This window comes from Acinetobacter sp. ANC 4218 (assembly GCF_002135245.1).
GTDB lineage: Bacteria > Pseudomonadota > Gammaproteobacteria > Pseudomonadales > Moraxellaceae > Acinetobacter.
The window spans coordinates 36127-60807 of sequence record NZ_NEGD01000005.1; the positions used below are offsets into that span (position 1 = coordinate 36127).

Genomic DNA, 24681 nt, shown 5'->3' on the forward strand with positions numbered 1-24681 from the left:
CCTAATCCTGAACCATTTATGGCGCAAGGTCAAAGAGGGGGACTTTCACGTATCTATTTAATTACGTGATAGCTCCTCCCTTTCTTAAAGGGAGGTTGGGAGGGATTCAAAATTGAATAACTATGCGATATATTTAACTAAAACAACCAAAATAGAAGCAATATGTTAGTTTACAAATATCGTGGTGGGGCTTTCAAAAGAGATTTAGAATCTTTACAAAAAGATCAATTTTGGGCATCTAATACGCAACAATTAAATGACCCTTGTGAAGGACTTGTATCTATCAATAACTATGAAAAACAGATAGAAACTTTAAAATTAATTTTTCCACAACAAGCAAAGCATACAGTTATGCTAAATCAATGTTTTCAAAATATCATTGATATGAAAGATCAAAAATTGGGAATCTTTTCGTTAAGTAAAAATTATAATGATGAACTACTTTGGGCTCATTATGCTGATAGCCATAAAGGTTTTTGTATTGAATATGAGTTAAATAAGTTACTTAAAGGACAAAATCCGAAACACAGGTATTTTGATGGCACTTATACTGACAATCTTCCCAATATAAGCCTATCCGATATATTATCGAAAGAAGATGACAATTCACTAATAAGAATGATGTTAGGTTATAAAGCCAAAAAATGGGAATATGAAAATGAACTCAGAATTATTACAGAAAATTATGGACTAAATAGTTACGATTATAGAGCTGTTAAATCCATATATTTCGGACTCAGAATGTCTGATTCTGAAATAACAAAAATAATGGACACCATGAAAGGTAGAAATATTCGATACTTTAAAATGAAGTTAAAACCTAATTCCTTTCAACTTGATGCTATCCAAATTGAAGATAAATTTCCTACTAAAAAAAGATATAAATACTCGATAGCACCTATAGCTGAACGGGCTGTTGATCCTTCCACGCTAAAATCAGAATACAAAGAGTTTAGCCCATATTTAGATAAATTAGCCGAAATAATTCGTCGAGAAGCTGATTGTATTGAAGTTAGTTATGTTGATCTAAGTCATTCAAAAAGCACGCTAAATCATCCTATATTTTTTGCTCAATATAAGACCAAAAAAAATGACTGGTTAACACATACAGTACATTACTCGAAACAGCAAATTGACGAAGAATACGACAAAATTGATGACTTGTAGTTACTATCTAATCTCCTTTAAAAAAAGAGAGGAATATCAAGAATCTATTACCGAAATCAAATTCGTGCAAAGTCCTCCTTTAAAAAGGGGGGATTCTTTCACACAAGCTCGATAAACCTGCTCCACCACATTATCCAACTGCTTCACGATCTGCCCATTATCAAACCTAAGCACCTTTAATCCCAACTCAGCCAAAGCTTCATCCCGAATTTGATCTGCTTCCAATCCGTCATCAGTAAAGTGCTGACTACCATCACACTCAATCACCAAATTGGCAGAAGGACAGTAAAAATTGCCCTCACCCCAACCCTCTCCCACAGGGAGAGGGAGCGTCATCCGATTGAATAATTACTTGGCTTTCACAATAAGATTCCCTCTCCTTTTAGGAGAGGGTTAGGGAGCGGTGCCTTGAAAATCATCCTTCCCCATAAAAGAATCGAATATATTCAGTTCTTTTTTCAGACCAAACCGAGTGCTGGTATTCTTTTAACAAGATTTCAGCTTTATCTCTACCACATTCAAATGATGCCTCATCGCCCTTAAAAAAACGAAGTACGCAAACAACCGAGAAACAGAACATTAAACAGCAGGCTTTAAGTTTAACTCTAAATAATTCCGCACCTGATTACGTCCCTTTTGTTTAGCTAAATATAAAGCCCGGTCTGCCATACGAATGATGTGTTCTTTTTTGGCATTGGCCTGAGAAAGGGCTACCCCAAAACTGGCACTGGTTTTTAAAATTTTCCCTGTTTCCAGCTCAAATTCTTCCTGTTCAATAATTTTTCGACAGCGTTCTGCAATCTCGATCGCCTGCTGCAAATTCTGATCCTTTAAAATCAGGATAAATTCTTCACCACCAAAACGCCCCACCACATCCTGTATTCGCGTTGTGGTACATAAAATGGTGGCTACACGCTGCAAAACAGCATCTCCGGTTTCATGACCATAATCATCATTAATTTTTTTAAAATAGTCCAAATCCAGCAACACCACGGCATAGGTCGCTTTTTTCCTGCTTTCCAAGGTACTGAGCTGTTCCCCAATATAACGACGATTAAATACATTGGTCAGCGCATCGGTCTGACTCATTTTTTTAATCTTCATTTCACGACGGCGCCACTGCGAGAGCAAAATTTCAAAAAATAAAATTGAAGTGAGCAAGATAGGGAGATAGACCTCAGCCATACTTTTGATCCAGAATGGATTATGATAAAACTCGCTATGTGTCAGGGTATCACTGAACACAGGTGCATAGCGAATGACCCCATTAAAAGTTAAATAGCTGATAACAATAGTAAAAATAGAAGCAAAAAGGGCGATGCCATAGATCATTTTACGTGAATAATAGACCAGGCCAATCAGCACAATATTGACAAAACCGGCAATGGTTGCAGGACTAAACATACCCACGGTATAGCCTGCATAAATCATCACCGCACCAAAAAACACCGGTGAAAAATAGGCAATAAATTGACGGAATTTTGCATTGTGTTTATATCTGTAGCTAAGCACAATCATGCCGATAAAAACAATTAAGGTGGCAACTACCGTACTAATACGGACGAAAAAAAAGTCATGATTAATCCAGACCCGATTTTCTTCTGAATAGCAACTAAACAGATACCATTTAATCGCGCTGACTTGGCAAAATGCTCCAAAAAAGCAGAGCAATATGCCCTTGTCAAAATTGGACCAGTTAATAATTAAATTATCGGATTCAAATAAATGAAACTTGACTCTGCCCCAGAAATGAAAAGTCAGCCTGAATATTTTTCTAAAAAATTTCATGTTCGTTATTGTATCTTTATAATTTATAGATTTTTTATTAGCTCAAAATTATACCAAAAGTACAAAAAACAAACAATATATGCTTATATCCTGTCGATAAACAGCACTCCATCCAAATGATCCACTTCATGTTGCACAATTCGGGCAGGAAAACCACTCAAGGTCGTTTCTACCAATGTACCCTCTAAAGTGCAATAACGTAGCTTAATGCTTTCAGCACGAGCGACTTGCCCACGTTCATCCGGTACACTTAAACAGCCCTCTTCACCCAAAACCGTCAACTCAGATTTTTCTAGAATTTCAGGATTTACCATCACTAGCGCATCCATTTCAGGTGCATCGGGATAACGCGAGTTCGGACGTGAGGCCACAATAATGACCCGTTTTGACACATAGACCTGAGGGGCTGCAATCCCTACCCCGTTGCGTGCCAACATGGTGGCATGCATGGCTTCTGCAAGTTCTTTTAGCCAAGGACTATTCAACTCAGTCCTTGCCACTTCTGCCGCTGTTAACGTCAAAATGCTTTCACCACGTTGTGCAACAGCTAAAATGGTGCTCATCTATTTTTTCCTTACCCAGCGAGAACGCCAGAATCACTATCTTTTTCTATTCAAAATTCTATAGAAATATTAACCCCAAAATGTGCTGGGTGATATTCAATTTTAAACTTTCTATTGCACATTTATGAATGATTTATGCTGTTCGAAATGCTCAAACTTTTAAGCCACTTTTAATTTTTCCTGCTTATTATTTGCCAAATTTCTTTATCAATAAAAAATATGACAACTGCCCAACTCCTGCTCGGTGTGCTTTTTAGTTCTATAGGCTTAGGCTATTTTTTGTATGGGAAAAAGCAAAAAGCGGTCGTGCCCTGGATCTGTGGCTTGGTTCTGATGATTTTCCCTTATTTTATAGAAAGTACTGGTCTATTGACCACAATCGGTGTTGTTCTATCTATTGCCCCCTATTTTATCCGGCTTTAATTGAGTGACAGATCAGGTTGATTTTATTGATAAAATGAAAATACCTGAGGTTTTGACCGGGACTATTACCAGTCGATTGGCAGACTACATGAGAACGGAAAAAGTGATGTTATAGCGTTATTTAGCTAAAGATTAACTATAAAAAAACCTTCAGTTGAAATAATGCTGATCAGTTAAGGAGTTTAGAAATAAACTCTTTAATTTTTTCGTAATTCATGGCGGAGTCTTACCGTTTTAAATCAAACTCTTGCAGCTCATTTGTTACTTTGGTTTCGCCCAAAGTAACCAAAGGCATTTGTCATCCGCAAAACTCGTCAACCACCATCAACCAGAAAATTCGTCGCAGAAACAATCATTTTTTTTTGTAGTCCTGCCTCAAACAGTTGCGGATGACTTTCCCACATATCAAATACAGTCATGAATTTAAAAAAGAAAATGCCAATCAATTTCTTAACTGACTGGCATTACTTCAGTTGAAGAGCTTTTTATGGATTAAGCGACTAAACTTTTCTTTAACTCATCTTCAACAATCTGGATTTCCAGCTGGCTAAATTTGCGAATTTCTGTTTCGGCATGTTTTTCCAGCATAGCTGAAATCAAAGGGACTTTTACTTTGACATGCCAATTCAGACTAATGTGAATTTTCTGCTCATCTCCTGTCACCAGACGTTCGCAATTCGCTTCTAAAGGCATATTTGCACCCAAGGTAATATTTGAAGTTAATGCGGCTAAATCGGTAACATCGGTACGTTTGACTCGAAATGCATCTTTAAGGAATTTTTTCGCTATGTCTGGAATGTTGACATCTAGGTTATAGGCACGGCATAAAGTGTAAATATCACCGCTTGTTTTCGATTCAATAATTTCCAGTTTTTCCCCAGGAATACGTCGGCATACTGCTTCATGTAAGGCTGTATTTGCTACAAGTCGCTTGAACTGATCAATTGAAACACCCTGAATTGTAGAATTCACAGTAAAACGATGTGCCATATTTTCTAATCCTTTGTTTTTCTAGTGGTTGTTTTAAATTTTTCTAAACCATTCGATCATCACTGATCTAGCCTATTTTTATAGCTCTTTATTTAATTAAATCTTAAAGCTGTTGTCATTGACCCTCTATACCAAACTATTCAGCACGTATGCCACAATGAATGACTATTTTCTCGGCACAGCAAATACTGAGAAAATGCCCACGATATTCAATGATCGCATCAAACTGTTCGGCACCATCATCCAGACCTGTGGCAGTCCAGGTTGTACCTTGAGGAAAATCCTGCAACCAGGCCGCTTTATAAAAGTCAGAAACAGAATCAAAGTTGAGATATTTTTCCGGCTCGGCTTGAATTCGGGCTGCCAGTTCATCAAACCTGTGCAACTGGTATTGAGTAAAGTCAATCAGCATGCATCACTCCTCAGGGTTTAAACACCTTTGAACTGAGTCAAAGCCTGTTTCTTTTTCACCTGCTCCCACTGCCACCAGCCAAAAGTAGCCAAGCCCACAAAAGCCGCATATAAAGCAGCAGTTAAAAATAGGTCTTTATAAATAAACATGCCGACATAAATAATATCGACAAAAACCCACAACACCCAGGTGGCAATATGTTTACGGCTGGTCCAATAGGTGGCCAGCAGACTAAATGCAGCCAGTTGTGAATCCAGCATAGGCACAGCAGCGTCGGTAAAATGCTTTAGCGTTAAACCGAAAATTAAACCGCCAATCGCGGCCAGTAACATTTGGAAAATCACTGTTTTTGTGGCGATCAGCTCAATCCGAATTTCATGATCTTGCTGCTTGCCTTTCAGCCAATGATAGAATCCATAAAAGTTCACCACGATGAAAAAGAGCTGCAATACGGTTTCGCCATAGAGCTTGAATTGATAAAAAAGATAGGCATATAGTACAAAAGCTGCAAAGTTAAACCACCAGCACCACATATTGCGTTTAACGGTGAGTGTCACCCCAATCAGACTAATAATAACCGCAACAATTTCTAGAGGTGACATGACAATAATCAAACAACGAACAGGTTTTGCTATTATGAAAAAAAAAGCCCTGAACGCAAGATAAATTATGTCTATTTTGTCCCATCCCTCACCTATCAATACTGTGCTTTCACCTGCACATTGCGTCATTTCAAAAGTATTTAAAAATTTGCCTGCACTCATTTGACAGTTTTCTAACAAGCGTTTAAAACCTAAAAAAACAGTTCATCTGGAAAAATAACCATGTCACTACAACAAGGAAAAGTCAGTCGGGAAATTCGCGGGTCTCTGTTCCTGATTGGCCTCGACCGTACTGCCAAAAGAAATGCCTTTGATAGCCATATGATTCATGATCTGTCACTGGCCTTAACTGAATATGAAGATGACCCGGAATTGCGTTGCGCAGTTATTTTTGCCCATGGTGATCATTTCACTGCCGGACTGGATTTGGTCGAATTACAACCTAAACTGGAAACAGGCGTATTTGATTTTGATCATGCGCAAATTAATCCTTGGGGTACCAGCTCAAGAATACGCAAGAAACCGGTGGTTGTTGCCGTACAAGGGATTTGTTATACCGCAGGCATAGAGTTGATGCTGAATGCCGATATCGTCATTGCGCAGGACAATTGCCAGTTCGCACAAATGGAAGTACAGCGTGGCATTTTACCTTTTGGCGGTGCAACCGTCCGTTTTGTACAGGCTGCGGGCTGGTCCAAAGCCATGCGCTATTTACTGACCGGCGATCACTTTGATGCAGCAACGGCGCTGGATTTAAACCTGATTAGTGAAATTATCCCTGAACCGCCATTACAACGTGCCATTGAACTGGCGGAACATATTGCCCAGGCTGCTCCACTGGCCGTTCAAGCAACCTTAGCTTCTGCCAAAGAAGCAGCTGAACATGGGGCTGCAACTGCATTTGCCCATTTACCGCAACATCTGGCTCCATTGCTGAAAACTCAGGATGTACAAGAAGGTGTCATGGCCATGCTGCAACGCCGCGCCCCTGAATTTAAAGGCCGATAATTAAATAGCCAAGTATCTGACTCCAGTCATAACACGAGTTTGCCATGCCAAATCACAAGCAGCACTTATAAAGCAGTCCTTTTAATCTCAGTCCAGCTGACTGTTCAGCGATATCAACAGCAGTATAAAAAGCATATAATTTTAGGGATTTTTATTCTTGTGTATTCAAGTCAAAAAGAGTAGTTTCAGTCAGACACGGCTATGCTGTTCCTTGAATTCACATTTATGCTCACAACCGAAACGGTCAATATGAGTATAAAATACCCCATAACGTCCGACATAATATTCTAAAGACTGGTCATAGAAAGTCCAGTAAATCGACCATTCGCCCAAGTCCAGCTGACGAATCCGGGTTTGGGCTTTGGCAGGCAATTTTCTTAACACACCTTCTTGAACCACGATAGCCTGACTTAAGTTGCGTTCGGTCAGATGGCGTTCAAAAAATATCTGGCAGACATCATCAAACAGCTGTTGTTCATATTCTTCCACCTCATCTACCCGCGCTTGTGCTGTGGATAAGGGCTGTGCCGAGGTCGCATCGGGTTTGATTAAATCGGCGAGCTGCTTAATTCTAAATTGCTGTAAATGTTGATTGATCTGAATTTTTAAAAATATTTTCCAAAGGACAATCAGTCCAATGCAAACACATAGCCCCAAGAGTATTTTCACCATAGCGTCACTCTCATGAATAAATAATTATTATTTTTATATTATATAAACAATTTGAATAAAAATTATACGATTTTTAAAATTTTATGTTATAAAAAAGAATGCCAAGGAATTTTACTCATGTTCCCTATTTCTTCATCTGCTCAACATACGCTTGTCACTTGCCTCGCTTGGGATATTCAGGTCAACCAGGCCAGTTCACGACGTGTGGAGTTTTTACATGAGGTGCCTTGGAAACTGTACCCTGATGATGATTTAGAATAAATCACTAAGTAAAAAATACCCCAAGGTCGCCTCAATAGCGGCCTTTTTTATTGCCTGAAAACAAGGAAAAAGCTGATGAATAATCCAATCAATAAAAATGGATTCCCCACACCACTGTCCAAACCGGTTGTAGCCCCTTTTAGCCAAAACTCACGCTTTGCTACAGCCGGTCAATTTATTACTGTTGTGCTGATTTGGTCACTCACTCCGCTTTCAGCCGTCTGGACAGTGCATGAAATTCATTGGGCGTGGGGTTTATTTATCCGGTTTAGCTTGGCCATACCGATTGCACTAGCCTGTCAGGCCTACTTCAAGGTCAAAATACCAGTGCACCCGCAAGCTTTGCTCAGCTATGCCGCGGGTGCTCTAGGCCTGTTTGCCTCCATGGCCTTCTGCTATATGGGCGCATCCAGGGTACCTTCCACGGTGATTTCAATCATTTATGGTAGTGCTCCCTTTGTCTCTGGTTTAGTGGCCATTTATATTTTTCGCAGTGAAAAGTTTAGTGCCTATCAATGGCTGGGCTTGCTATTGGGTATGTTGGGCTTATATTTCGCACTGGGCTTAAACGAGCAAAACCTGTTATTAGATAGATTTGGCATTGGTTTGGAAATCGTGGCCATGCTTTTGTATGTACTTTCTGCATTTGCTGTGCGTGCGGTTGCTGCAAATATCCATCCGGTCAGTCAGATGACCGGTGCTACTATCATGTCATGGCTGGGTTATTGTAGCTTGCTGCCCTTTTTCTCCTCCGACATGCCAGATGAGCTGCCGTCGTTAGATACCGCTATCGCAATTGTCTATAGCGCAGTATTTTCATCTGTACTGGCAATGATTTTTTATTATCAGCTGCTGAACAAAGTCAAGCCCACTACACTGATGCTGATGAACATCATTTGCCCCGTACTGGCCACGCTGTGGGGCACATGGCTTAATCATGAACTGCTCAGCTCACATTTCATCCTGGGGCTGCTGTTATTGTGTATGGGTTTAGCCTGCTATGCGTTGCGCGTACCGGGCAAATAGCCGATAAAATAAAATAGAAAAATCCCGGGCTTGATATCAATCCGGGATTTTCTTGGTTCTGGATACAGATAAAAATCGGTTATTCAATGTGAATGATTTTGCCGTGTTCATCATGATGAACCACACTGACCTTTTGCTGGCGTCCCTGTTCAATTTCTTCAACAGCCAAACCAAAATGCTGTCCATAATCGGCAATATTTTTGGCAGAGCTTGTCTTTACTGTTTTTGCAGGAACAAAATTCGACCATAGCAGCAAGCCCACAGCACAGGCCAATAATGCACTCACGCCATGTTCAATGCCCAAACCAAAGGCAGAAAAAAGCTGATGCAATACATGCTGTTTTTGCAGGCTCACAATCCCCAGCACAATCAACAACGGTCGCCATAACAACAGCCATACCGCCCACATCATGGCGGTAGAGGTATGTGATGCATAACGTTTATGCCACGGCAAGCAATGACGTAAATCAATAATTAAAGGATTATTTTTCATGGATGACTTCTTCATTATTGAGTTTGGAATTACGCATCCCGCGGTCTGGACTGACCCAGCGTGCGCGCTGGCCATTGCCGCGTAACAATACTTTAGGAAATGCCACGATACTGGCCGTCAGGGTGATCAGCCAAAACACAAAGGGATACCAGATCATCCAGAAGTAATTTTTGCCTAGCGAAGGTTCATAACGGCTGTCCATCCATTTGCTGATCGCAAACTGCAATAGGCAGGTCACGCCCAAAAGCATGCCGGTGCCATAGGGTAAAAATGGTGAACTAATGCCCGATATGCCCAATGGAAGCACAAAATGGATTAACCAGAGAACGGCCATAAACAGCATCAAATAAGACCATACCAAAGTCAGAACCAGCTCACACAGCAGCGGCCATAAAAAATTCAGTTTCGGTTGAAACAGCACATCTATATTTTTAATCAGCACCTGTGCCCCGCCCATGGCCCAGCGTAGCCGCTGTTTCCACAAACCCTTAAAGGTTTCCGGCATTAAAATCCAGACCAGGGCATTCGGTTCGAAGTGAATATTCCAGCCTGCACGTTGCAGCTTCCAGGTAATGTCGATATCTTCGGTCAGCATGTCGGGTGACCAGTAGCCGACTTCATGTACCGCACTTTTACGAAAGGCAGTAATCACACCAGAAACGGTAAACAGCCGTCCAAAGCTGCGTTGTGCCCGTTTAATCATGCCGACAATGGAGGAAAATTCTCCCACCTGAATACGTCCAATCAAAGTCGAACGGGTACGAATTCGTGGATTACCGGTGACCGCAGCCACGGTTTCATCCTGCAGAAAATGCCGCAACATCCAGGTCGCCGCATGCGGATCAAGCAAGGCATCACCATCAATGCCCAGCAGATATTCAGCATCGGTGAGCAAGCTTCCCGCCTGCAGTGCCATGGCTTTGCCCTGATTATGTGCCAAATGCACTACACGCAATTTTTCATACCGGTCTGCCAGACGGTTGAGCACGGCTGCAGTGTTATCCGAACTGCCATCATTGATCGCAATGACCTCAAAATTTGGATAATCCAGCGCCAGTGCATGACCCAGTGTTTCTTCGGCATTATCACCTTCGTTAAAACAAGGCACCAGTACAGCCACCTTAGGATAATCAGGTAATGCCTCAGGCTGCTGATACGGCGGATCCTGTCGTTCTTTCCAGTAGAAAATCAGTGCACCGATCATCCATAAATACGACATAAATAATGGATAATAAAAAACAAAGTGCAATGCAGAATGCCAAAAATGCTGCAGCGTTGACATATGGAATTCCTTTAAGGAATAAGTTTGCTGGATTTCATATCAAAGGCTTTGCGTAACACGCCTGTATCTGGATAGTCCTGAATCGGATCATCCGGATAATACGCTTCATGCATCACACCTTGGGTATATAAAGACTCAATGGTTCTGGCTATTTCATCGGAAGGAACGCGTTGATTGGTTCGCCAGTTCACTGACTGCAATTCAAAGACGGTTTTCTTCATGCCATTCGGATATTGCTTCACGCGATTAACAATGTCCCGGTAAAAAGCATCGCTATCTGCGGCCTGCTCCATATAGGGCATTGCCATGATCGCAGTGAAGTCATAACGGTTAAGCGACTGTTCCAGAGACTGTGAATACCAGTTTTCCGCATAAGGCCGCAGGGCAACCTGGGCATATAAATTACGCGCAGTCAGCAAGAATGGATGATACTGACGGACTTCTTGCGCCAGTTGCATGGCAAAGTCATCAATGTATCTGGTTTTAAATCCGGTCCATTTTTCCAGCTCGGCATCGTTATTACGGATTTTGGCCAGATCGGTCGGTAAGCCTATCGCAGCATAGGCTTTTAAAGCATCAGGGCTGGCATCTTCATAGTCCGATAAAGTGGTGTCATCGTGGAATAAAATGCCGTTAAATGGCACTGATTTGGCCAGATCCTGATAAATACCGGCAATGGTTTTACGCGCATCGGCAGAAAAAGGACTTAAACGATGATAGCCCATATTCAGATGGTTGGAATCATCGGCTTGCTGGGTCACCACCACATCTTTGGACACCGGGTTATCTTTTGGTAATTCCCAGGCCAGTAATGGCATCCAGGCATAGACCCGGCTCACTTGGGTACGGGTTTGAATTTGCCAGGCAGCACGGTTAAACAGGTCGGCACGCATGGGCAAATAATGGTTCGGAAAATACACCATATCCGCAGAACCATTGGCATCCGGATCGGAAAAGGCTTGCAGATACACGGTATTGACTTTCATCGCCACAATCCGGTCAAGTAAGTGATCCAGATTACGTTCCTGCTGAATAGGATCTTTGTCGTAAATGTAATCCAGATCGATATGCATGATTTTTTGCGGACGGTTATTGTCGCCTAAATGTTGCTGGCGATTTTGAATTTCCTGAGCCAAATCTGCCGTGGTCATATTGCCTTCAATCAGAATACGGTTGAGCTGCCCCAATGAATCTTTAGCCGAATCTGCACCATCGTCCAGACTAATGGCTACCGGCATACCTAACTGTTTGGCAATTTTTACGGTTTGCATATTATAGTGACCATAGGGCCAAACCATCACACGAGGTGATTTCAAACCATGTGCAGTCAATAACTGGTTATTCTGCTTTAAGTCACCTGTAATCCGTTGCTGATAATGACGTTCGGTTTCATAACTGGCAGATTTAGGATCGTATAACCGTGTCACTGCCGCCGGTTCCATATTGCCCTGCGGATTGCCCAAAATGCCGCGATGCAAGTTATAGCTATGACTGGCAATTTCGACCAGACCACTGTCCTGCATCTCTTTCAATTCAGCCCAGGATAACATTTGACTACGCTGAATTTTCTCACCTGAAAAGTCAACGCTTTGACCTGCTTTAGGCTCTAGCCATGAACCCACGACCGCCAGCACCACGGGAATTTTATTGGCTTTGGTCACCGGATAGGCACTTTTATAAAATGATGCATAGCCATCATCCACCGTTAATAAAACCGGTTTGCTCGGCAAGCGATATTTCCCTTCGTGCGCTTTAATCAGCTGATCAACATTAATAAAATGAAAACCGTTATTTTTAAGCCAGCTAATATGTTGCTGAAACTGCTGCGTCGTTACCGAATAGTCAGGAATCAATGCCGATTGACGATCGGTAATTTCATGGTATCCAATCACCGTGAGGGTGGGATTGCTGGATGGTAGTGTTTTACTCCAGGCTAAATGAGGCATCTGACATAAAACGGCGGAAAGAGAAGCAGAAAGCAAGGTGGACAGCAAGCGAGTCTTCATTGAATGGTGCTCAAAAAACATTTTATGCTCTGAACACGTAGCATCATTGATCAATAGAAAACTACCCTTTTCATGATTTACGACGTTCAGAACTCTGAATCTGTCTTTTTATCCAATCAAGCTGAAATGAAGCTTAAAAAATAATAATTTTTTGAAAATGAAACGTTTAAAAATAGAGGAACTGTGATCAAGATCATCATACTTTAACTGGCATACCTACTTTTTATTTTAGTCAAAAGAGCTAAAAAAAGGTTAAATATCCACAAAATTTAAACTAAGTTCCAGAGGGCTGATATTGATCCCGTCCGGCATCCTTGGCTGCATAAAGCTGAATATCGGCAGCTTTCATCAGTTCATGAATATCACTATAGGGATGATTTCGATCCATCCATGCCACTCCCATACTTAAAGTCACATACTGTTTTTGATCAGGCCGGTTTAAATGTTCAAATTGAGCATCTCTGACTGCATCTAAAACCTGCTGCAACACATTCAAGACCACTTGACTCGGAATATTATGCAGAATAATGGCAAACTCTTCCCCACCGTAGCGGGCAACATAAGCAGACTCAGGCAAGGCCTGCTGGATCAGCTTGACTAGGTCTTGCAAAATTACATCCCCCTTCAAATGCCCATAGTAATCATTATAGTTTTTAAAATAATCTACATCTAACATGGCAAATGCCAGACTATAATGGGTATGATTTTGTGTCAGGGTAAATAATCGCTGAATTTCAGCATTTAAAGCCCGCCGGTTAAAAGCTCCGGTTAATGCATCTATTTGAATTTGTCGCTCTAGCTTCTGGTTCAGTTGATGTAACTGTGAAGTGCGCTCCTGTACTTTATGATCCAGAGAACTATTCAGCTCAAGTAAGCTATTATTCAATTGCTCAATATGCGAGGTATGCTGTGCATAGTTTTTTGACTGCTGAAACATAATCAGCAAAGCATAGAAACTGGTTGAAATAAATGAAAGATTAAATGAATCGAGTAAATTTAAGGTCAACAAGAAATCATGAAAAAAAGTCACACATAATAAAATTATCGCCCATACATTGACACTGGAATATTGCTCTTTTGATTTCAGGGTCAGATAAAAACCGTAGCCAAAATTTACAATCACAATCGGGCTGATGACCCAACTATAAAAGGCAAAACGCTGAAACACTTCAGGCACAGTAAACAAGGTCACCATCATATCCATGATCAGTACGCACATGGCCACACTGTAAACAATCGGATGCAGATAACGCCGACTGAGTAAAAACATATAACTGATAAAAAAAGTGACTGCCAGATAAGTAAACAGATATTCTAAACGCTCTCCCCATAACCAGCTGATATTGGTAAAGGTAGTATAGGCATAAGGGGCTGAAAATAAATTATGTAAGGCCAGAAACAGGATAAAAACACCAAACACAAAAACCCGGATACTGCTGCGATTAATCACCCCCTGGAATACGGAAAACATTAAGGTAAACATTCCGATACCCAAGACTGCTCCACACACCAGGCCAATACTCATCATCATCTGCTGGAACTGGCGACCAATGGTTGTACCTATGCCTATCCGCATCGGATTTTCAAGACCACCATGCTGAGGATCAAAATTGGATGCCTGAATGGTGATGGTGAAATACTCTTTTTCCACCACAAAAAAGGCAATTTTAGGTGCATTTTCCGTTTGATGATGGCTTGGGTCTTTTCCAACTTCTCCTAAACGCAGTATAAAATCACCATTCAAGAACATTTTATAAGCCCCATATTGATTGGGAATAAAAATGGCTATACGGCGCCCTACAAATTGCTTAGGTATTTTAAAATGGCCAATAAATGTGCCATAAGTCTGGTTAGTTCCAGTGATTTCTTTAAAAGAGACTGGCAAAGTTACGCTAGTCGATTTTAAAACTGAACTGGGTTGCGTGATGAATTGCTCAGGATAATACTGCCATGTCCCCTTAAGAGGCGTAGAGCTATCTTCAGTAAACTGAACATCATTCAAGAATTTTTGATGTAAATAATAGGATTCGGGTGCGGCTTCATAAAGTGCCCAGACCTGCTTCTGCCCCAGACCTATGCATAGACATATTGCTAGAAAAAGTTTTAAAAAATGAATTAATTTCTGAATTTTATACAAAAAGCGAATCATCCTTAAATACGCTTAGCTATTTCTTAATGTAGCGGTAAAAAAATAAAATTCAAACTATTTTTCACCTATCTGCAAGATTCATCCTTGTCTCTTGCAGAATATTTTTTAACCGATAATCAAGGCGCACTTAATCACGTGTTTTTACGTCAAATAGTTCAATTTCAAAAATAAGGTTTGAATTGGCAGGAATAATTTTACCCATTTTACGTTCACCATAAGCCAGGTGTGCCGGCACCATTAATTTACGTTTACCACCAACTTTCATGCCTATAATGCCCTGATCCCAGCCTTTAATCACACGACCAGTACCAATCACGGTTTCAAAGTAGTTGCCACGGTCAATGGACGAATCGAACTTGGTTCCATCTTCCAGCCAGCCGGTGTAATGGGTCGTAATTAGTGCACCTTTCACCGCTTCTTTACCTTCACCTACTTTTAAATCGATAATTTCTAATTCATTTATCATGGTCATTTACCTAAACTGAGCAGCAATTTTTCAATGCCTAGTATAACCGGATTTGGCTGCATGCTTTAGAATTTAAGAGGTATCTGTTCTTAGCTGTATTTAAAAGCTGAGCTCCAGGATATTCGAATCATTCAATAAATAAGCCATCAATTTTTTATGATTTTCATCTTTAAAAATCACCCCTGCCCGGACAAATCCAGCCCAGTCAGAATATTGGCAGGAACTCAAACTGACCATAATCATGGTTCAAAGGCCGGCCGATTTGCTGCAATATTATCACTCTGCATCAATAATTGCCCCAATGCCGAGGGCAATCAGCAAACGATAGAAATCCGAATGCATATGTTTTCCCTTTATTCATTTTTATTATTTTCAGGTATAGGCAATTTTGTGATCAGGATGCAAACCTAAGCCTGCAACCTGCATCTATTTATTGTAAGCGTTCCCATTCCACCACGACTTGAGCGTGATCCCCAATCAAGGTCCATTCGCCATCCATCACGTTTAACTGCAATTGCATGGTACGCTCACACAATTGTGGCAATGCCTCTGTGGTTGCGGTAGAGAGTTTCCACACTTCTACATTGCTTAAGGTTTTTAATTTGCTGTTGCGTTTGTACCATTCATCCACAGCTGAACCATAAGTGACCACAGCCACCTGCTTACAACGCGCACTGGCCTTTTTCACCTTGTCTTCATCCGGACTGCCCACTTCAATCCATTTAATCAGTTGGCCGGTCAGGTCTTTTTGCCATAACGCCGGCTCATTAGTTTCAAACAGATCTTTAGTAAATTCCAGAGCATCATCAGCAAAACGCGCATAAGCCAAAATACGTACCATCAAGCGTTCAATGGTTTCTGAAGGATGTAAAGCCATGGTGAGCTGATAATCACCGTATTGATGGGCATCCATATTGGCAATATTCAAATCTGCCTTATAAATTGTTGCTTTTAGCGCCATAAAAGAGTCCTCAAATTTGGCGCCTAGCATATAAGATTTGCGGCTATTTTGCTGAAATGTTTTTTAATCCTGATCTGGATTAATCTGACACTGGAATAGTTGCTGTTCAAATAACTGCCAGTCGCGCGGATGCTGCACAATAATTTCAATACGGTTATCCACGCCTTCTTCTGCAGACTGATAGTTAAACTGCTCGGGATTAAAATTGAAGGTTTTCCAGCCCTGGTTGGTATTAAAAATCCCTTTAATCCGCAGCCACTGTTGCTGTTCACACAGCAGATCCAGCAAGGCATAAAAGTCGAATTGCCAGCGCTTGGGCAACTTCCACCCCGCTACACTATAGCCTTGTGCAGTTTCAACATAGTGATAAGGCAACTGTTTAATTTCTGATAGAGGCTGTCCAGCTGAAAATGTTTTTTGGATTTTCAATAAAGGCTGAATTTTACGTCTGGTTCCCACATAAGGCAGGTCAATTTGTTGCAGAGGAATTTTATCTTGCCCGCTCATCAGCCAGGTTTGCTGATAAGCCTGATATTCATGCTTTAATGCCTGCAAAGCCTGATTATCTGCAAAACTCATAGTATCCGTATGGGACACCACAATGATTTGTGCTGCTTTTAACTGATCGGCATATAAATTCTGCTTGCTCCAATCACCATCATGCAAACGCGAACCATCTACTACTGTAACCAGCGCACGCATGGCAATACTCGGCTGCCAGTGCGGTTCGGTCAGCTGTTCCAGCAATTGTGCAGGATGCCCCAAACCTGTGGGCTCGATAAACAACCGGTCCAGTTTGCTTTCTGACAATAAACGCGACAAGGCAATCTGCATCGGTAACTGGCTGCTACAGCAAAGACAACCGCCCAACAGCTCTTTCACTTCATAGCCTTGGGTTTGCGGTAACAGCTGCTGATCGACCCCAATTTGCCCAAACTCGTTCATCAACACCGCCCAGACCTGATTTTCTGGCTTCTGACTGAGCAAATGTTGAAGCAAGGTGGTTTTTCCAGCCCCTAAAAAACCAGAAATAATATGAGTCGGTACCGCTTGAGTAGGAGAAATCAGTTTCAAAATCAACTCGCTTTCAGATAGATATAATCAGTTCACCAGTAAGCACAACTCACCCACCCATACGGATCATGAGAATGCTCACTTTCATTTTTTCCGTACTGCATAGTAAAGCATCCTGTTTATTTTGAATCCGTCATCATTCAATTTTATTTTTTGACGTTTTTAAAATCTAACTGCAAATCATTCACTCCATGCTGTTGTATCCAAAGCAGGATTAAGTCAAAAAGCGGAATGAGGTAAACCCTTGCGCTTTTTATGTTTAGCAAATATTTATATATGATAGAAAAAAATGATCATTAAGCCCGAAAACCATATAGTAGACAATCTAAATAATTATTTATTTTCAATATTTTAAATAATTATATGTATTTCCGCTGTTTTGTTTTCATTCAACATATCTACTATGGCATAGCTTGTTTAGACCCTCAAATTCACCGTTAATACGCTTAAATGTGAATTGATTGAATGGGCATTCGCTATGAGCAACAAAACAAATTACACCACTGAAGTGGCAATCTTGGGCGCAGGCCCTGTGGGTTTGACTATTGCGAACTATTTAAGTAAACAAGGCATTCAGGTCACTGTAATCGAACAACTGGACAGTTTGATTGATTACCCGCGTGCCATTGGTATTGATGATGAAGCATTGCGTACTATTCAGTCACTTGGCTTAGTGAATCAAGTTTTACCGCATACCACACCAAATCATGCCATGCGTTTCTTGACGCCTAAAGGTCGTTGCTTTGCCGACATTCAGCCATTGACTCGTGAATTCGGTTTCTCACGCCGCAATGCCTTTATTCAGCCTCAGGTCGATAATGTCTTGCTGCAAGGTTTGAACCAGTATGAAAACACTCAAGTACTGTTTTCACGTCAACTGAGCGAATTTAGCCAAGATGCCAACGGCGTAACGCTTAAGATTCAAGATAAAAACCAGAAAGAAGAAATTATTCAGGCAAAATATTTAATTGCATGTGATGGCGGTAACTCTATTGTACGTCGTACTTTAAATATTGGCTTTGATGGTAAAACCGCACCAAACCAATGGATTGTAATCGACATTGAAAATGATCCTTTGGCAACACCGCATATTTATCTATGCTGCGACCCGGTACGTCCGTATGTATCTGCTGCCCTGCCTCATGGTATTCGCCGTTTCGAATTCATGGTGATGCCAGGTGAAACTCAAGAAGAGTTAAGCAAACCGGAAAATATTGCCAAATTGCTGTCTAAAGTATTGCCGAATGCTGAAAATATCGAAGTAATCCGTCAGCGTGTCTATACCCACAATGCACGTATTGCCGATAAATTCCGTGTTGACCGCATACTACTTGCCGGTGATGCTGCACACATTATGCCTGTATGGCAAGGTCAGGGTTATAACAGCGGTATGCGCGATGCCTTTAACCTGGCCTGGAAAATGGCATTGGTTGTTCAGGGCAAAGCTACTCCAGACCTGCTGGATTCATACCAGATTGAACGTAAAGACCATGCAAAAGCCATGATCGATCTTTCAGTGATGGCAGGTCATGTACTTGCGCCACCGAAAAAATGGCAAGGTTTCGTGCGCGACGGTATTGCCTATGCATTGAATTACATCAAGCCAATTAAACAGTATTTGCTTGAAATGCGTTTTAAACCGATGCCGAAATATCATGACGGTGCCTTGCTGGCAGACGGCAAGAAAGAGTCTCCGGTCGGCAAGATGTTTATTCAGCCGCAAGTGAAACTTGAGTCGGGTGAACAAGTTTTACTGGATGAGATGATTGGCAATGACTTTGCGATCATTGCTTGGGGAGTCGATCCTCAATGGGGCATCTCGGATACTACCATGCAAGTCTGGAAAAAATTAGGCGTCAAATTTATTCAAGTCATTCCTGAAGTTCAGTTTGGCAATGAAAATCGCAAGAACGTTGATGGCGTGATTACCATTGGCGATATCGGAACCGATATTCGCAGCTGGTTTGGTAAAACTTCAGAATCGGTGGTAATTCTACGTCCTGACCGTTTTGTGGCGGCCCTGGCGATTCCACAAACGCTGGATCACGTGAGCCAACAACTGTTTAAAAAGCTGCATGTAAAATAATATCGATATAAAAATACATTTACTGAATCATATTCAGAGGCCTGACCACGTGAAAGCGTGGTCTTTTTTATTTTACCTTCTATTCCGTATTTCAATTAGATCTCTTTCATAAACCCAAAAAGTTTAATATGAGATTTTTTTAATCAGCACTATCTCATTTGATTGATTACATTGTGACATCTTTGCGTAGGCCATACTTCTGCTTTTGAAAGGTCAAAATGAGGATCTCAAAATATATTTTAAGCTCACAAGAAAACCTTTTACTTCCCCTATCCCCTACACAACATTCTGAACTAATTTTAAGCACTGCTTTAAAATTTAGCACAAGGGATGGAAAACGAATGACATCCCTTCTACACGCATAAATCGAATATCTGTTTAAATCTATTTTTAATTGCAGTATTACGAACTACATGTAGTCATTGAAAAAATATTTAATGAAAGAAGTCTATTAATCATTAATTTTCTGCAACCACGGTACACCTTTCATGGAATCACGCTGTGCCAGAAGCTGAATAAACGGCTTGAACTCATCCAGATAAGGCAATATTTTGAGAGAGATAGCAAAAATTACCCAATAACCCAGAAATAAATCTGCTGCTGAAATTTTATCACCCAGCAAATACGGATTTGCTTCTTGCATACCCTTTTTTAGCAATGCCAATACACTCTCTTCATGACCAAAGGTCAGGCTTCGTTTTCTTTGCTCAATTTGCTCGTCCGATACGCCTAGACCTTTTAAATCCATAAACTCAGTCAAAGGACCATGCGCAAAGAACATCCATTTCAGATATGCACCTCGCTTGGGGTCATCCAAGGCAGGTGCCAAACCTTTTTCCATATATTTATCTGCCAGATAAGTAAATATGGCCGCAACTTCAGAAATCACTACGCCCTGATCGACCAGACAGGGGACTTTTCCCATGGGATTAATAGTTAAATATTCAGCCTGATGCATATTTTCATAGGGCACATTTATCTCTTCAATCTGGTCTTCTATACCCAGCTCTTTTAATAAAAGCATCACGGTCATGCCACGCGACTGGGCATTGTTATACAGCTTCATCATTTTAATTCGACCTCTGTTGTTATTTTAGTTTTTAAGTATAAAGCGCTTTGATTATTTATTGATGATTATGTGATACATTCACTCATTAACGATGCTTTTTATCGCTTTAAAAGCACCGTGTGATATCAAACAGTTATTTTAAAAAAAACCCATATAAAACTGTTCTTTCAATATTTTTAAAATCAGTTCAATCAGCTCATTTTTTTGCCCTTTACGATAACTGGCATACAGGTTAATCATCGGTAAGGGCTCAATAGTATTTTTCACGATAATTTTATCGCCCAATAGAGGGATCACATAAGCCGGTACCAGGCTCCAGCCTACCCCCATGCCGACTAAATTGACATTTAACAAAATATTGGTCGAGTGCTGTACGACGTTTACATCCAGTTTCGACTGCTTGAAGAAATCGGTAATAATCTTGTATAACTGCGGTGAGGCATCTTCGTCACTAATGACAAAATCCTGATGATTAAAACTCTTGATACTAATATGACGCTGCTCGGCAATCGGTGAATCCTTCGGCACGATTAAAGCCAGAGGCTCACTAAAAATCTGTACGTGTTCCAGTTCATCCGATTCATCGACATAGCGGGTAAAGGCAATGTCAATATCACCTTTTTTTAAGGCCTTCAGCTGGTTGGCATCGGTCAGGCTATGAAAGTTGATTTTGATGTCGGGAAAATGAGCCCGTATATTCGGCATGATATAGGGAAAAATTTTCATTTCTGCCACAGGGACAAAGCCAATATTCAACTGGTCTTTGCTCAGGTTGGCAATTTTCCGCGCAGCATCAATCGCCTTTTCTGCATGCTCCAAACTCAGCAGCGCTTCTTTCAGAAATACTTTTCCCGCTTCAGTCAACTCAACTTTACGGTTGGATCGAATCAATAACTGAACACCCACCTCATGTTCCAGATCTTTAATCTGCTGGCTCAAAGATGGTTGCACCGTACACATGCGCTGTGCTGCCTTGGTAAAATTCAGTTCTTGTGCAACTGCAACAAAATAGCGTAAATGACGTAATTCCACGTACCGTACCTCTTTATTTAGGTTGCTTCAGTGATGCCGAAACTGTGTATTTATAAACAAATAGCGTTAGCACAGTAATTACAGCACAGAATAAATAACTCAGTTGATAACCATAATAGGCAATCATCAATCCCAAAATGACTGAGCCGATTGCCATACCCAAATCAAACAGGGTAAAGAATGTGGAAATTGCATGCCCCATACGCTGTTTTGGCACAGACTGAATAGCAATGGTTTGAAAACATGGAAACAGTGAGCCATAACCAATACCAATAAATATAGCAGATAACCAGAGCAGCCATTGATTGGAGATAAAACTGACCACGACCAGGCCTATGGCAAAGAAAATAAAGGAAGGATAAATGACTGCACTGGCACCTTTACGATCGTAAATTTTGCCTACCCACGGCCGCACTACAATCATGGAAATGGCGAATACAATAAAAAATAAGCTGGTATACGCGAGCAGGGCTTTAGATTCGCTATAAGCGGTAATGAAACTCATAATGCTGGAATAGGCAAATGCAGTCAGCAAGGCAACAAAGCCAATCGGTATAGCACGTGTTTCAATAATGTCATGCCAACCCAGACGGTTTTTTTCTTGAGTTTCAGCCGTGAAGGCAACCTTGTCCTGCTGTTGTACTGGAATGATTAAACAAAAAATAAAACCCAGACTGATCACAGCGGTTAATAGCGCAAATAGCATCTTAAAATCAGTAAACTGCAACACGGTCAAGGCAATTAAAGGCCCAAATACCACGGCAAGATTGGTCGACATGACAAAATAGCCCATGCCCTCACCCTTACGCCGATCTGGAATAAAATCATTTGCTATGGGCACGGTGACCGTAGTTAATATGCTAAACCAAATGCCATGAATAAAACGGATCAACAATAAAGTCCACATACTGTCGGCAAATAAATAGCTAAAAGCAAACAGTACAAACAGCAATTCCGAGCCGCGAAAGGCAATTTTTTTGCCTAATTTTTCCACAATCAGTCCGGAAAATGGACGAACTGCAATTGAAGAAACCAGAAATAGGGTCAGTGCCAAACCTGCTTCCTTCACCGTCCCGCCTAGAGCCTTCATGATATAAATCGGCAAGACCGTTAATAATGCATAATAATAGGTAAATAAAAACAGGTTATTGCATAGACATAATATAAACGAGCGATTCCATAGACGCTCAGTGTTTGTTGCAGACATAATGACCAACTTAGCGGTAGCCCGGTGCTACTTTTGAACCAGAACAGGTTGCATCACCAAACGTACAAGATTGTGTATGTAAGTTTCATCTGGCATGCAATTAAAGAAAATAATCTGATAATGAATCGGCCCATACAACGTATCCAGCATCAGTTCAAATGGATAATCGGCAATAATTTCATTACGCTCTATGGCAAGTTGAATCAACTTGCGTGTTTGCTCACGACGCGGTAATAAATACAGCCTGAAAAACTCACCAGCTGCTTCACGATGCTCGGCCATCACCACCAATAAAGCTCGCCCTAACGGATGATTTAGCGCAAGGGACAATTTTAACAACTGCTGGTTCAGATTAACTTCCAGGCTCTGCTCGAAATCCAGATCAAAGACCGAAGCAGTGTGCTCTTTAAAGGCATCAAAGACCAGATCAGATTTATGCTTCCACCAGCGATAAATGGTCGACTTTCCTACCCCTGCCCGTGCAGCAATATCTTCAACAGTTAAATGACTGTAATCCTCATCTTCCAATGCAGCAGTCACTGCCTGCAAAATACATTGCTTGCGACGCGAAGTTTTTTCTAGTTCAGTCATTAACCACCAAAAACGAAACGATACGTATCGTTTTATATTAGGCTAATTTTTGCCTGCTGTATAGCTCCAATCTTCCCGTTAAAATCAAAAAAGACCGCTTTAAAGCAGTCTTTTTAACATCAGCGTTCCGTCTGTTTTAATACAGCATTAGCATTGCGAGGTTTTTTTATAAATACTGCATGAAGGATGATGGCTTTCTTGCAAGCGTGCCACTTTACGATGTTCAGCAGCCTCAAAACGGCAACGTTTCCAGTCATTGTCCAGCTTCAATGGCGGAATCTGTTTCGGTTGACCATTTTCATCTACAGCTACCATAGTGAAGTAACAACTATTGGTATGACGTACGGTACGTTTTTGAATGTTCTGCGCTTCTACGCGAATCCCGATTTCCATTGAGGTACGACCGACATGGTTGACACTGGCAAGAAAAGTAACGAGTTCACCCACATGAATCGGTTCTTTGAAATTTACTTTATCCACAGACAAAGTCACCACATAACTGCCTGAATAACGGCTAGCACATGCGTATGCGACCTGATCCAGTAATTTTAAAATTGTTCCGCCATGAACGTTTCCTGAAAAGTTCGCCATATCAGGAGTCATTAAAACTGTCATGGTTAATTCAGACTGGTCATCTAATGCTGGAGCAATTTGATCTAATGGGGACATCGCGTTCTCTAGACTCTTTTACAGACAATAGTATAAGGAATGATTATATCGTTTTTCTATGAAATAAAATGTCGAAATTGCCAATAAACACATCATTATTATTTATAGTGATTTTGGTATCATTCAAAAAAATATATATCAATTTTACTAAATCACTGAGATATAAAAATTTTTCTTATAGCATGATTTTAATAGAATATTTGTTCTAAAAATTAAATTACAAAAAGATGGCTATGTATTTTAAAACATATCGTGTGATTATTACTTGAATACCCATAAATCAAACAAAATTTAAATCCATTTGGGCACAGGGCTAGTGTCTAACGTGTCATATCAGACAAGTCGAATCTCAGCTTAAACTAATATCAAGGTGTTACATTGCGCAGCATTTCTTTGGAAATATTGCCATAGCTCAATACATTTTGCTGGTCAAGCTGGGTCTCAACACTATAGGTACCATCAGTATTTTCTGAAATCACGGTAAATACCAGATTTTCCATACTCGCCATTTTAACTTTTTGACCTATGGCAAATTTTTCTATGTTCATACTACTGTTATGCATTTAACCATCCTTACAGAAATATGCTTTTATGACTTTAATAAACTCCAGTGTAGAGAATTTTTATTTACTGGTAAACTTAAATCATTGAACAAACACATATTATATAAAAATTGTATAATAC

The 24681-nt window shown here is 40.7% G+C and carries 25 protein-coding genes and 1 pseudogene; 6 read left to right on the forward strand and 20 right to left on the reverse strand.

Annotation, left to right across the window (positions count from 1 at the left end; all coding sequences use genetic code 11):
- Nucleotides 1-162 precede the first annotated feature (162 nt).
- The gene (locus B9T38_RS06125) at nt 163-1167 is read left to right on the forward strand and encodes a DUF2971 domain-containing protein (protein WP_086195949.1); all 1005 of its coding nucleotides are present in this window, start codon (nt 163-165) and stop codon (nt 1165-1167) included.
- A 36-nt stretch (nt 1168-1203) separates the two neighbouring features.
- On the opposite strand, the pseudogene B9T38_RS06130 reads toward B9T38_RS06125, so the two are convergent.
- The 3 genes and pseudogenes from B9T38_RS06130 to def all read right to left on the reverse strand — a co-directional run.
- Nucleotides 1204-1461: pseudogene (locus B9T38_RS06130) on the reverse strand (endonuclease domain-containing protein); the annotation flags it as partial.
- A 285-nt stretch (nt 1462-1746) separates the two neighbouring features.
- Entirely contained in the window at nt 1747-2679 is a 933-nt protein-coding gene (locus tag B9T38_RS06135) for a GGDEF domain-containing protein (RefSeq protein ID WP_171263185.1), read from the reverse strand.
- A gap of 359 nt (nt 2680-3038) precedes the next feature.
- Nucleotides 3039-3518 (reverse strand): peptide deformylase, encoded by a 480-nt coding sequence (def, locus tag B9T38_RS06140; RefSeq protein ID WP_086195952.1) that lies wholly within the window; start codon nt 3516-3518, stop codon nt 3039-3041.
- Nucleotides 3519-3737: 219 nt separating this feature from the next.
- Between def and B9T38_RS16955 the strand changes: the two genes are divergently transcribed.
- On the forward strand, nt 3738-3941 hold the full coding sequence (locus tag B9T38_RS16955) for an amino acid transport protein (RefSeq protein ID WP_086195953.1): 204 nt from the start codon (nt 3738-3740) through the stop codon (nt 3939-3941).
- A gap of 492 nt (nt 3942-4433) precedes the next feature.
- Here the strand turns inward: B9T38_RS16955 and B9T38_RS06150 are convergent, their stop codons facing one another.
- The 3 genes from B9T38_RS06150 to pnuC all read right to left on the reverse strand — a co-directional run bounded on the left by B9T38_RS06150 (nt 4434) and on the right by pnuC (nt 5945).
- Nucleotides 4434-4931, reverse strand: coding sequence for a DUF2505 family protein (locus tag B9T38_RS06150; protein ID WP_086195954.1), 498 nt, complete (start codon nt 4929-4931; stop codon nt 4434-4436).
- A 136-nt stretch (nt 4932-5067) separates the two neighbouring features.
- Entirely contained in the window at nt 5068-5343 is a 276-nt protein-coding gene (locus B9T38_RS06155; protein ID WP_086195955.1) for a hypothetical protein, read from the reverse strand.
- A 17-nt stretch (nt 5344-5360) separates the two neighbouring features.
- Nucleotides 5361-5945: a nicotinamide riboside transporter PnuC gene (gene pnuC / locus B9T38_RS06160; RefSeq protein WP_086196098.1), complete on the reverse strand. Its 585-nt coding sequence runs from the start codon at nt 5943-5945 to the stop codon at nt 5361-5363.
- Between the two features lie 222 nt (nt 5946-6167).
- On the opposite strand from pnuC, the gene B9T38_RS06165 reads away from it, so the two are divergent.
- Entirely contained in the window at nt 6168-6953 is a 786-nt protein-coding gene (locus B9T38_RS06165) for a crotonase/enoyl-CoA hydratase family protein (protein WP_086195956.1), read from the forward strand.
- A 189-nt stretch (nt 6954-7142) separates the two neighbouring features.
- Here B9T38_RS06165 and B9T38_RS06170 read toward each other — a convergent pair whose 3' ends face one another.
- Nucleotides 7143-7625 carry a hypothetical protein gene (locus B9T38_RS06170; RefSeq protein ID WP_086195957.1) on the reverse strand — a complete coding sequence of 161 codons (483 nt, stop codon included), beginning with the start codon at nt 7623-7625 and terminating at the stop codon, nt 7143-7145.
- 117 nt (nt 7626-7742) lie between these two features.
- On the opposite strand from B9T38_RS06170, the gene B9T38_RS16730 reads away from it, so the two are divergent.
- Entirely contained in the window at nt 7743-7886 is a 144-nt protein-coding gene (locus B9T38_RS16730) for a hypothetical protein (protein ID WP_171263186.1), read from the forward strand.
- A gap of 75 nt (nt 7887-7961) precedes the next feature.
- The gene (locus B9T38_RS06175) at nt 7962-8912 is read left to right on the forward strand and encodes a DMT family transporter (RefSeq protein ID WP_086195958.1); all 951 of its coding nucleotides are present in this window, start codon (nt 7962-7964) and stop codon (nt 8910-8912) included.
- A 79-nt stretch (nt 8913-8991) separates the two neighbouring features.
- Here the strand turns inward: B9T38_RS06175 and pgaD are convergent, their stop codons facing one another.
- The 7 genes from pgaD to B9T38_RS06210 all read right to left on the reverse strand — a co-directional run bounded on the left by pgaD (nt 8992) and on the right by B9T38_RS06210 (nt 17343).
- Nucleotides 8992-9405 carry a poly-beta-1,6-N-acetyl-D-glucosamine biosynthesis protein PgaD gene (pgaD, locus tag B9T38_RS06180; protein ID WP_086195959.1) on the reverse strand — a complete coding sequence of 138 codons (414 nt, stop codon included), beginning with the start codon at nt 9403-9405 and terminating at the stop codon, nt 8992-8994.
- Entirely contained in the window at nt 9395-10687 is a 1293-nt protein-coding gene (gene pgaC / locus B9T38_RS06185; RefSeq protein ID WP_086195960.1) for a poly-beta-1,6-N-acetyl-D-glucosamine synthase, read from the reverse strand. Before pgaC ends, pgaD begins: the two co-directional genes overlap by 11 nt.
- Before the next feature lie 11 nt (nt 10688-10698).
- Nucleotides 10699-12633, reverse strand: a complete 1935-nt coding sequence (gene pgaB, locus B9T38_RS06190) for a poly-beta-1,6-N-acetyl-D-glucosamine N-deacetylase PgaB (RefSeq protein ID WP_502687113.1) — start codon at nt 12631-12633, stop codon at nt 10699-10701.
- A 334-nt stretch (nt 12634-12967) separates the two neighbouring features.
- On the reverse strand, nt 12968-14842 hold the full coding sequence (locus B9T38_RS06195) for a sensor domain-containing diguanylate cyclase (protein ID WP_086195962.1): 1875 nt from the start codon (nt 14840-14842) through the stop codon (nt 12968-12970).
- Between the two features lie 127 nt (nt 14843-14969).
- Nucleotides 14970-15308 carry an FKBP-type peptidyl-prolyl cis-trans isomerase gene (locus B9T38_RS06200; RefSeq protein ID WP_086195963.1) on the reverse strand — a complete coding sequence of 113 codons (339 nt, stop codon included), beginning with the start codon at nt 15306-15308 and terminating at the stop codon, nt 14970-14972.
- A 430-nt stretch (nt 15309-15738) separates the two neighbouring features.
- Complete coding sequence (locus tag B9T38_RS06205; RefSeq protein ID WP_086195964.1) at nt 15739-16269, reverse strand: YaeQ family protein; 531 nt, start codon at nt 16267-16269, stop codon at nt 15739-15741.
- Nucleotides 16270-16332: 63 nt separating this feature from the next.
- A complete protein-coding gene (locus tag B9T38_RS06210) occupies nt 16333-17343 on the reverse strand; it encodes a CobW family GTP-binding protein (protein ID WP_086195965.1) in 1011 nt (336 codons plus the stop codon).
- 478 nt (nt 17344-17821) lie between these two features.
- Between B9T38_RS06210 and B9T38_RS06215 the strand changes: the two genes are divergently transcribed.
- On the forward strand, nt 17822-19429 hold the full coding sequence (locus tag B9T38_RS06215) for a bifunctional 3-(3-hydroxy-phenyl)propionate/3-hydroxycinnamic acid hydroxylase (RefSeq protein ID WP_086195966.1): 1608 nt from the start codon (nt 17822-17824) through the stop codon (nt 19427-19429).
- Nucleotides 19430-19880: 451 nt separating this feature from the next.
- Here B9T38_RS06215 and B9T38_RS06220 read toward each other — a convergent pair whose 3' ends face one another.
- The 6 genes from B9T38_RS06220 to B9T38_RS06245 form a co-directional block, all read right to left on the reverse strand.
- Entirely contained in the window at nt 19881-20495 is a 615-nt protein-coding gene (locus tag B9T38_RS06220) for a glutathione S-transferase family protein (protein ID WP_086196099.1), read from the reverse strand.
- 141 nt (nt 20496-20636) lie between these two features.
- Nucleotides 20637-21530 carry a LysR substrate-binding domain-containing protein gene (locus tag B9T38_RS06225; RefSeq protein WP_086195967.1) on the reverse strand — a complete coding sequence of 298 codons (894 nt, stop codon included), beginning with the start codon at nt 21528-21530 and terminating at the stop codon, nt 20637-20639.
- A gap of 13 nt (nt 21531-21543) precedes the next feature.
- A complete protein-coding gene (locus tag B9T38_RS06230) occupies nt 21544-22737 on the reverse strand; it encodes an MFS transporter (RefSeq protein WP_086195968.1) in 1194 nt (397 codons plus the stop codon).
- Nucleotides 22738-22764: 27 nt separating this feature from the next.
- Nucleotides 22765-23328, reverse strand: a complete 564-nt coding sequence (locus tag B9T38_RS06235; protein ID WP_086195969.1) for a TetR/AcrR family transcriptional regulator — start codon at nt 23326-23328, stop codon at nt 22765-22767.
- Nucleotides 23329-23475: 147 nt separating this feature from the next.
- Nucleotides 23476-23997, reverse strand: a complete 522-nt coding sequence (locus tag B9T38_RS06240) for an acyl-CoA thioesterase (RefSeq protein WP_086174788.1) — start codon at nt 23995-23997, stop codon at nt 23476-23478.
- A gap of 365 nt (nt 23998-24362) precedes the next feature.
- Nucleotides 24363-24560: a hypothetical protein gene (locus B9T38_RS06245; RefSeq protein ID WP_171263187.1), complete on the reverse strand. Its 198-nt coding sequence runs from the start codon at nt 24558-24560 to the stop codon at nt 24363-24365.
- Nucleotides 24561-24681: the final 121 nt, after the last annotated feature.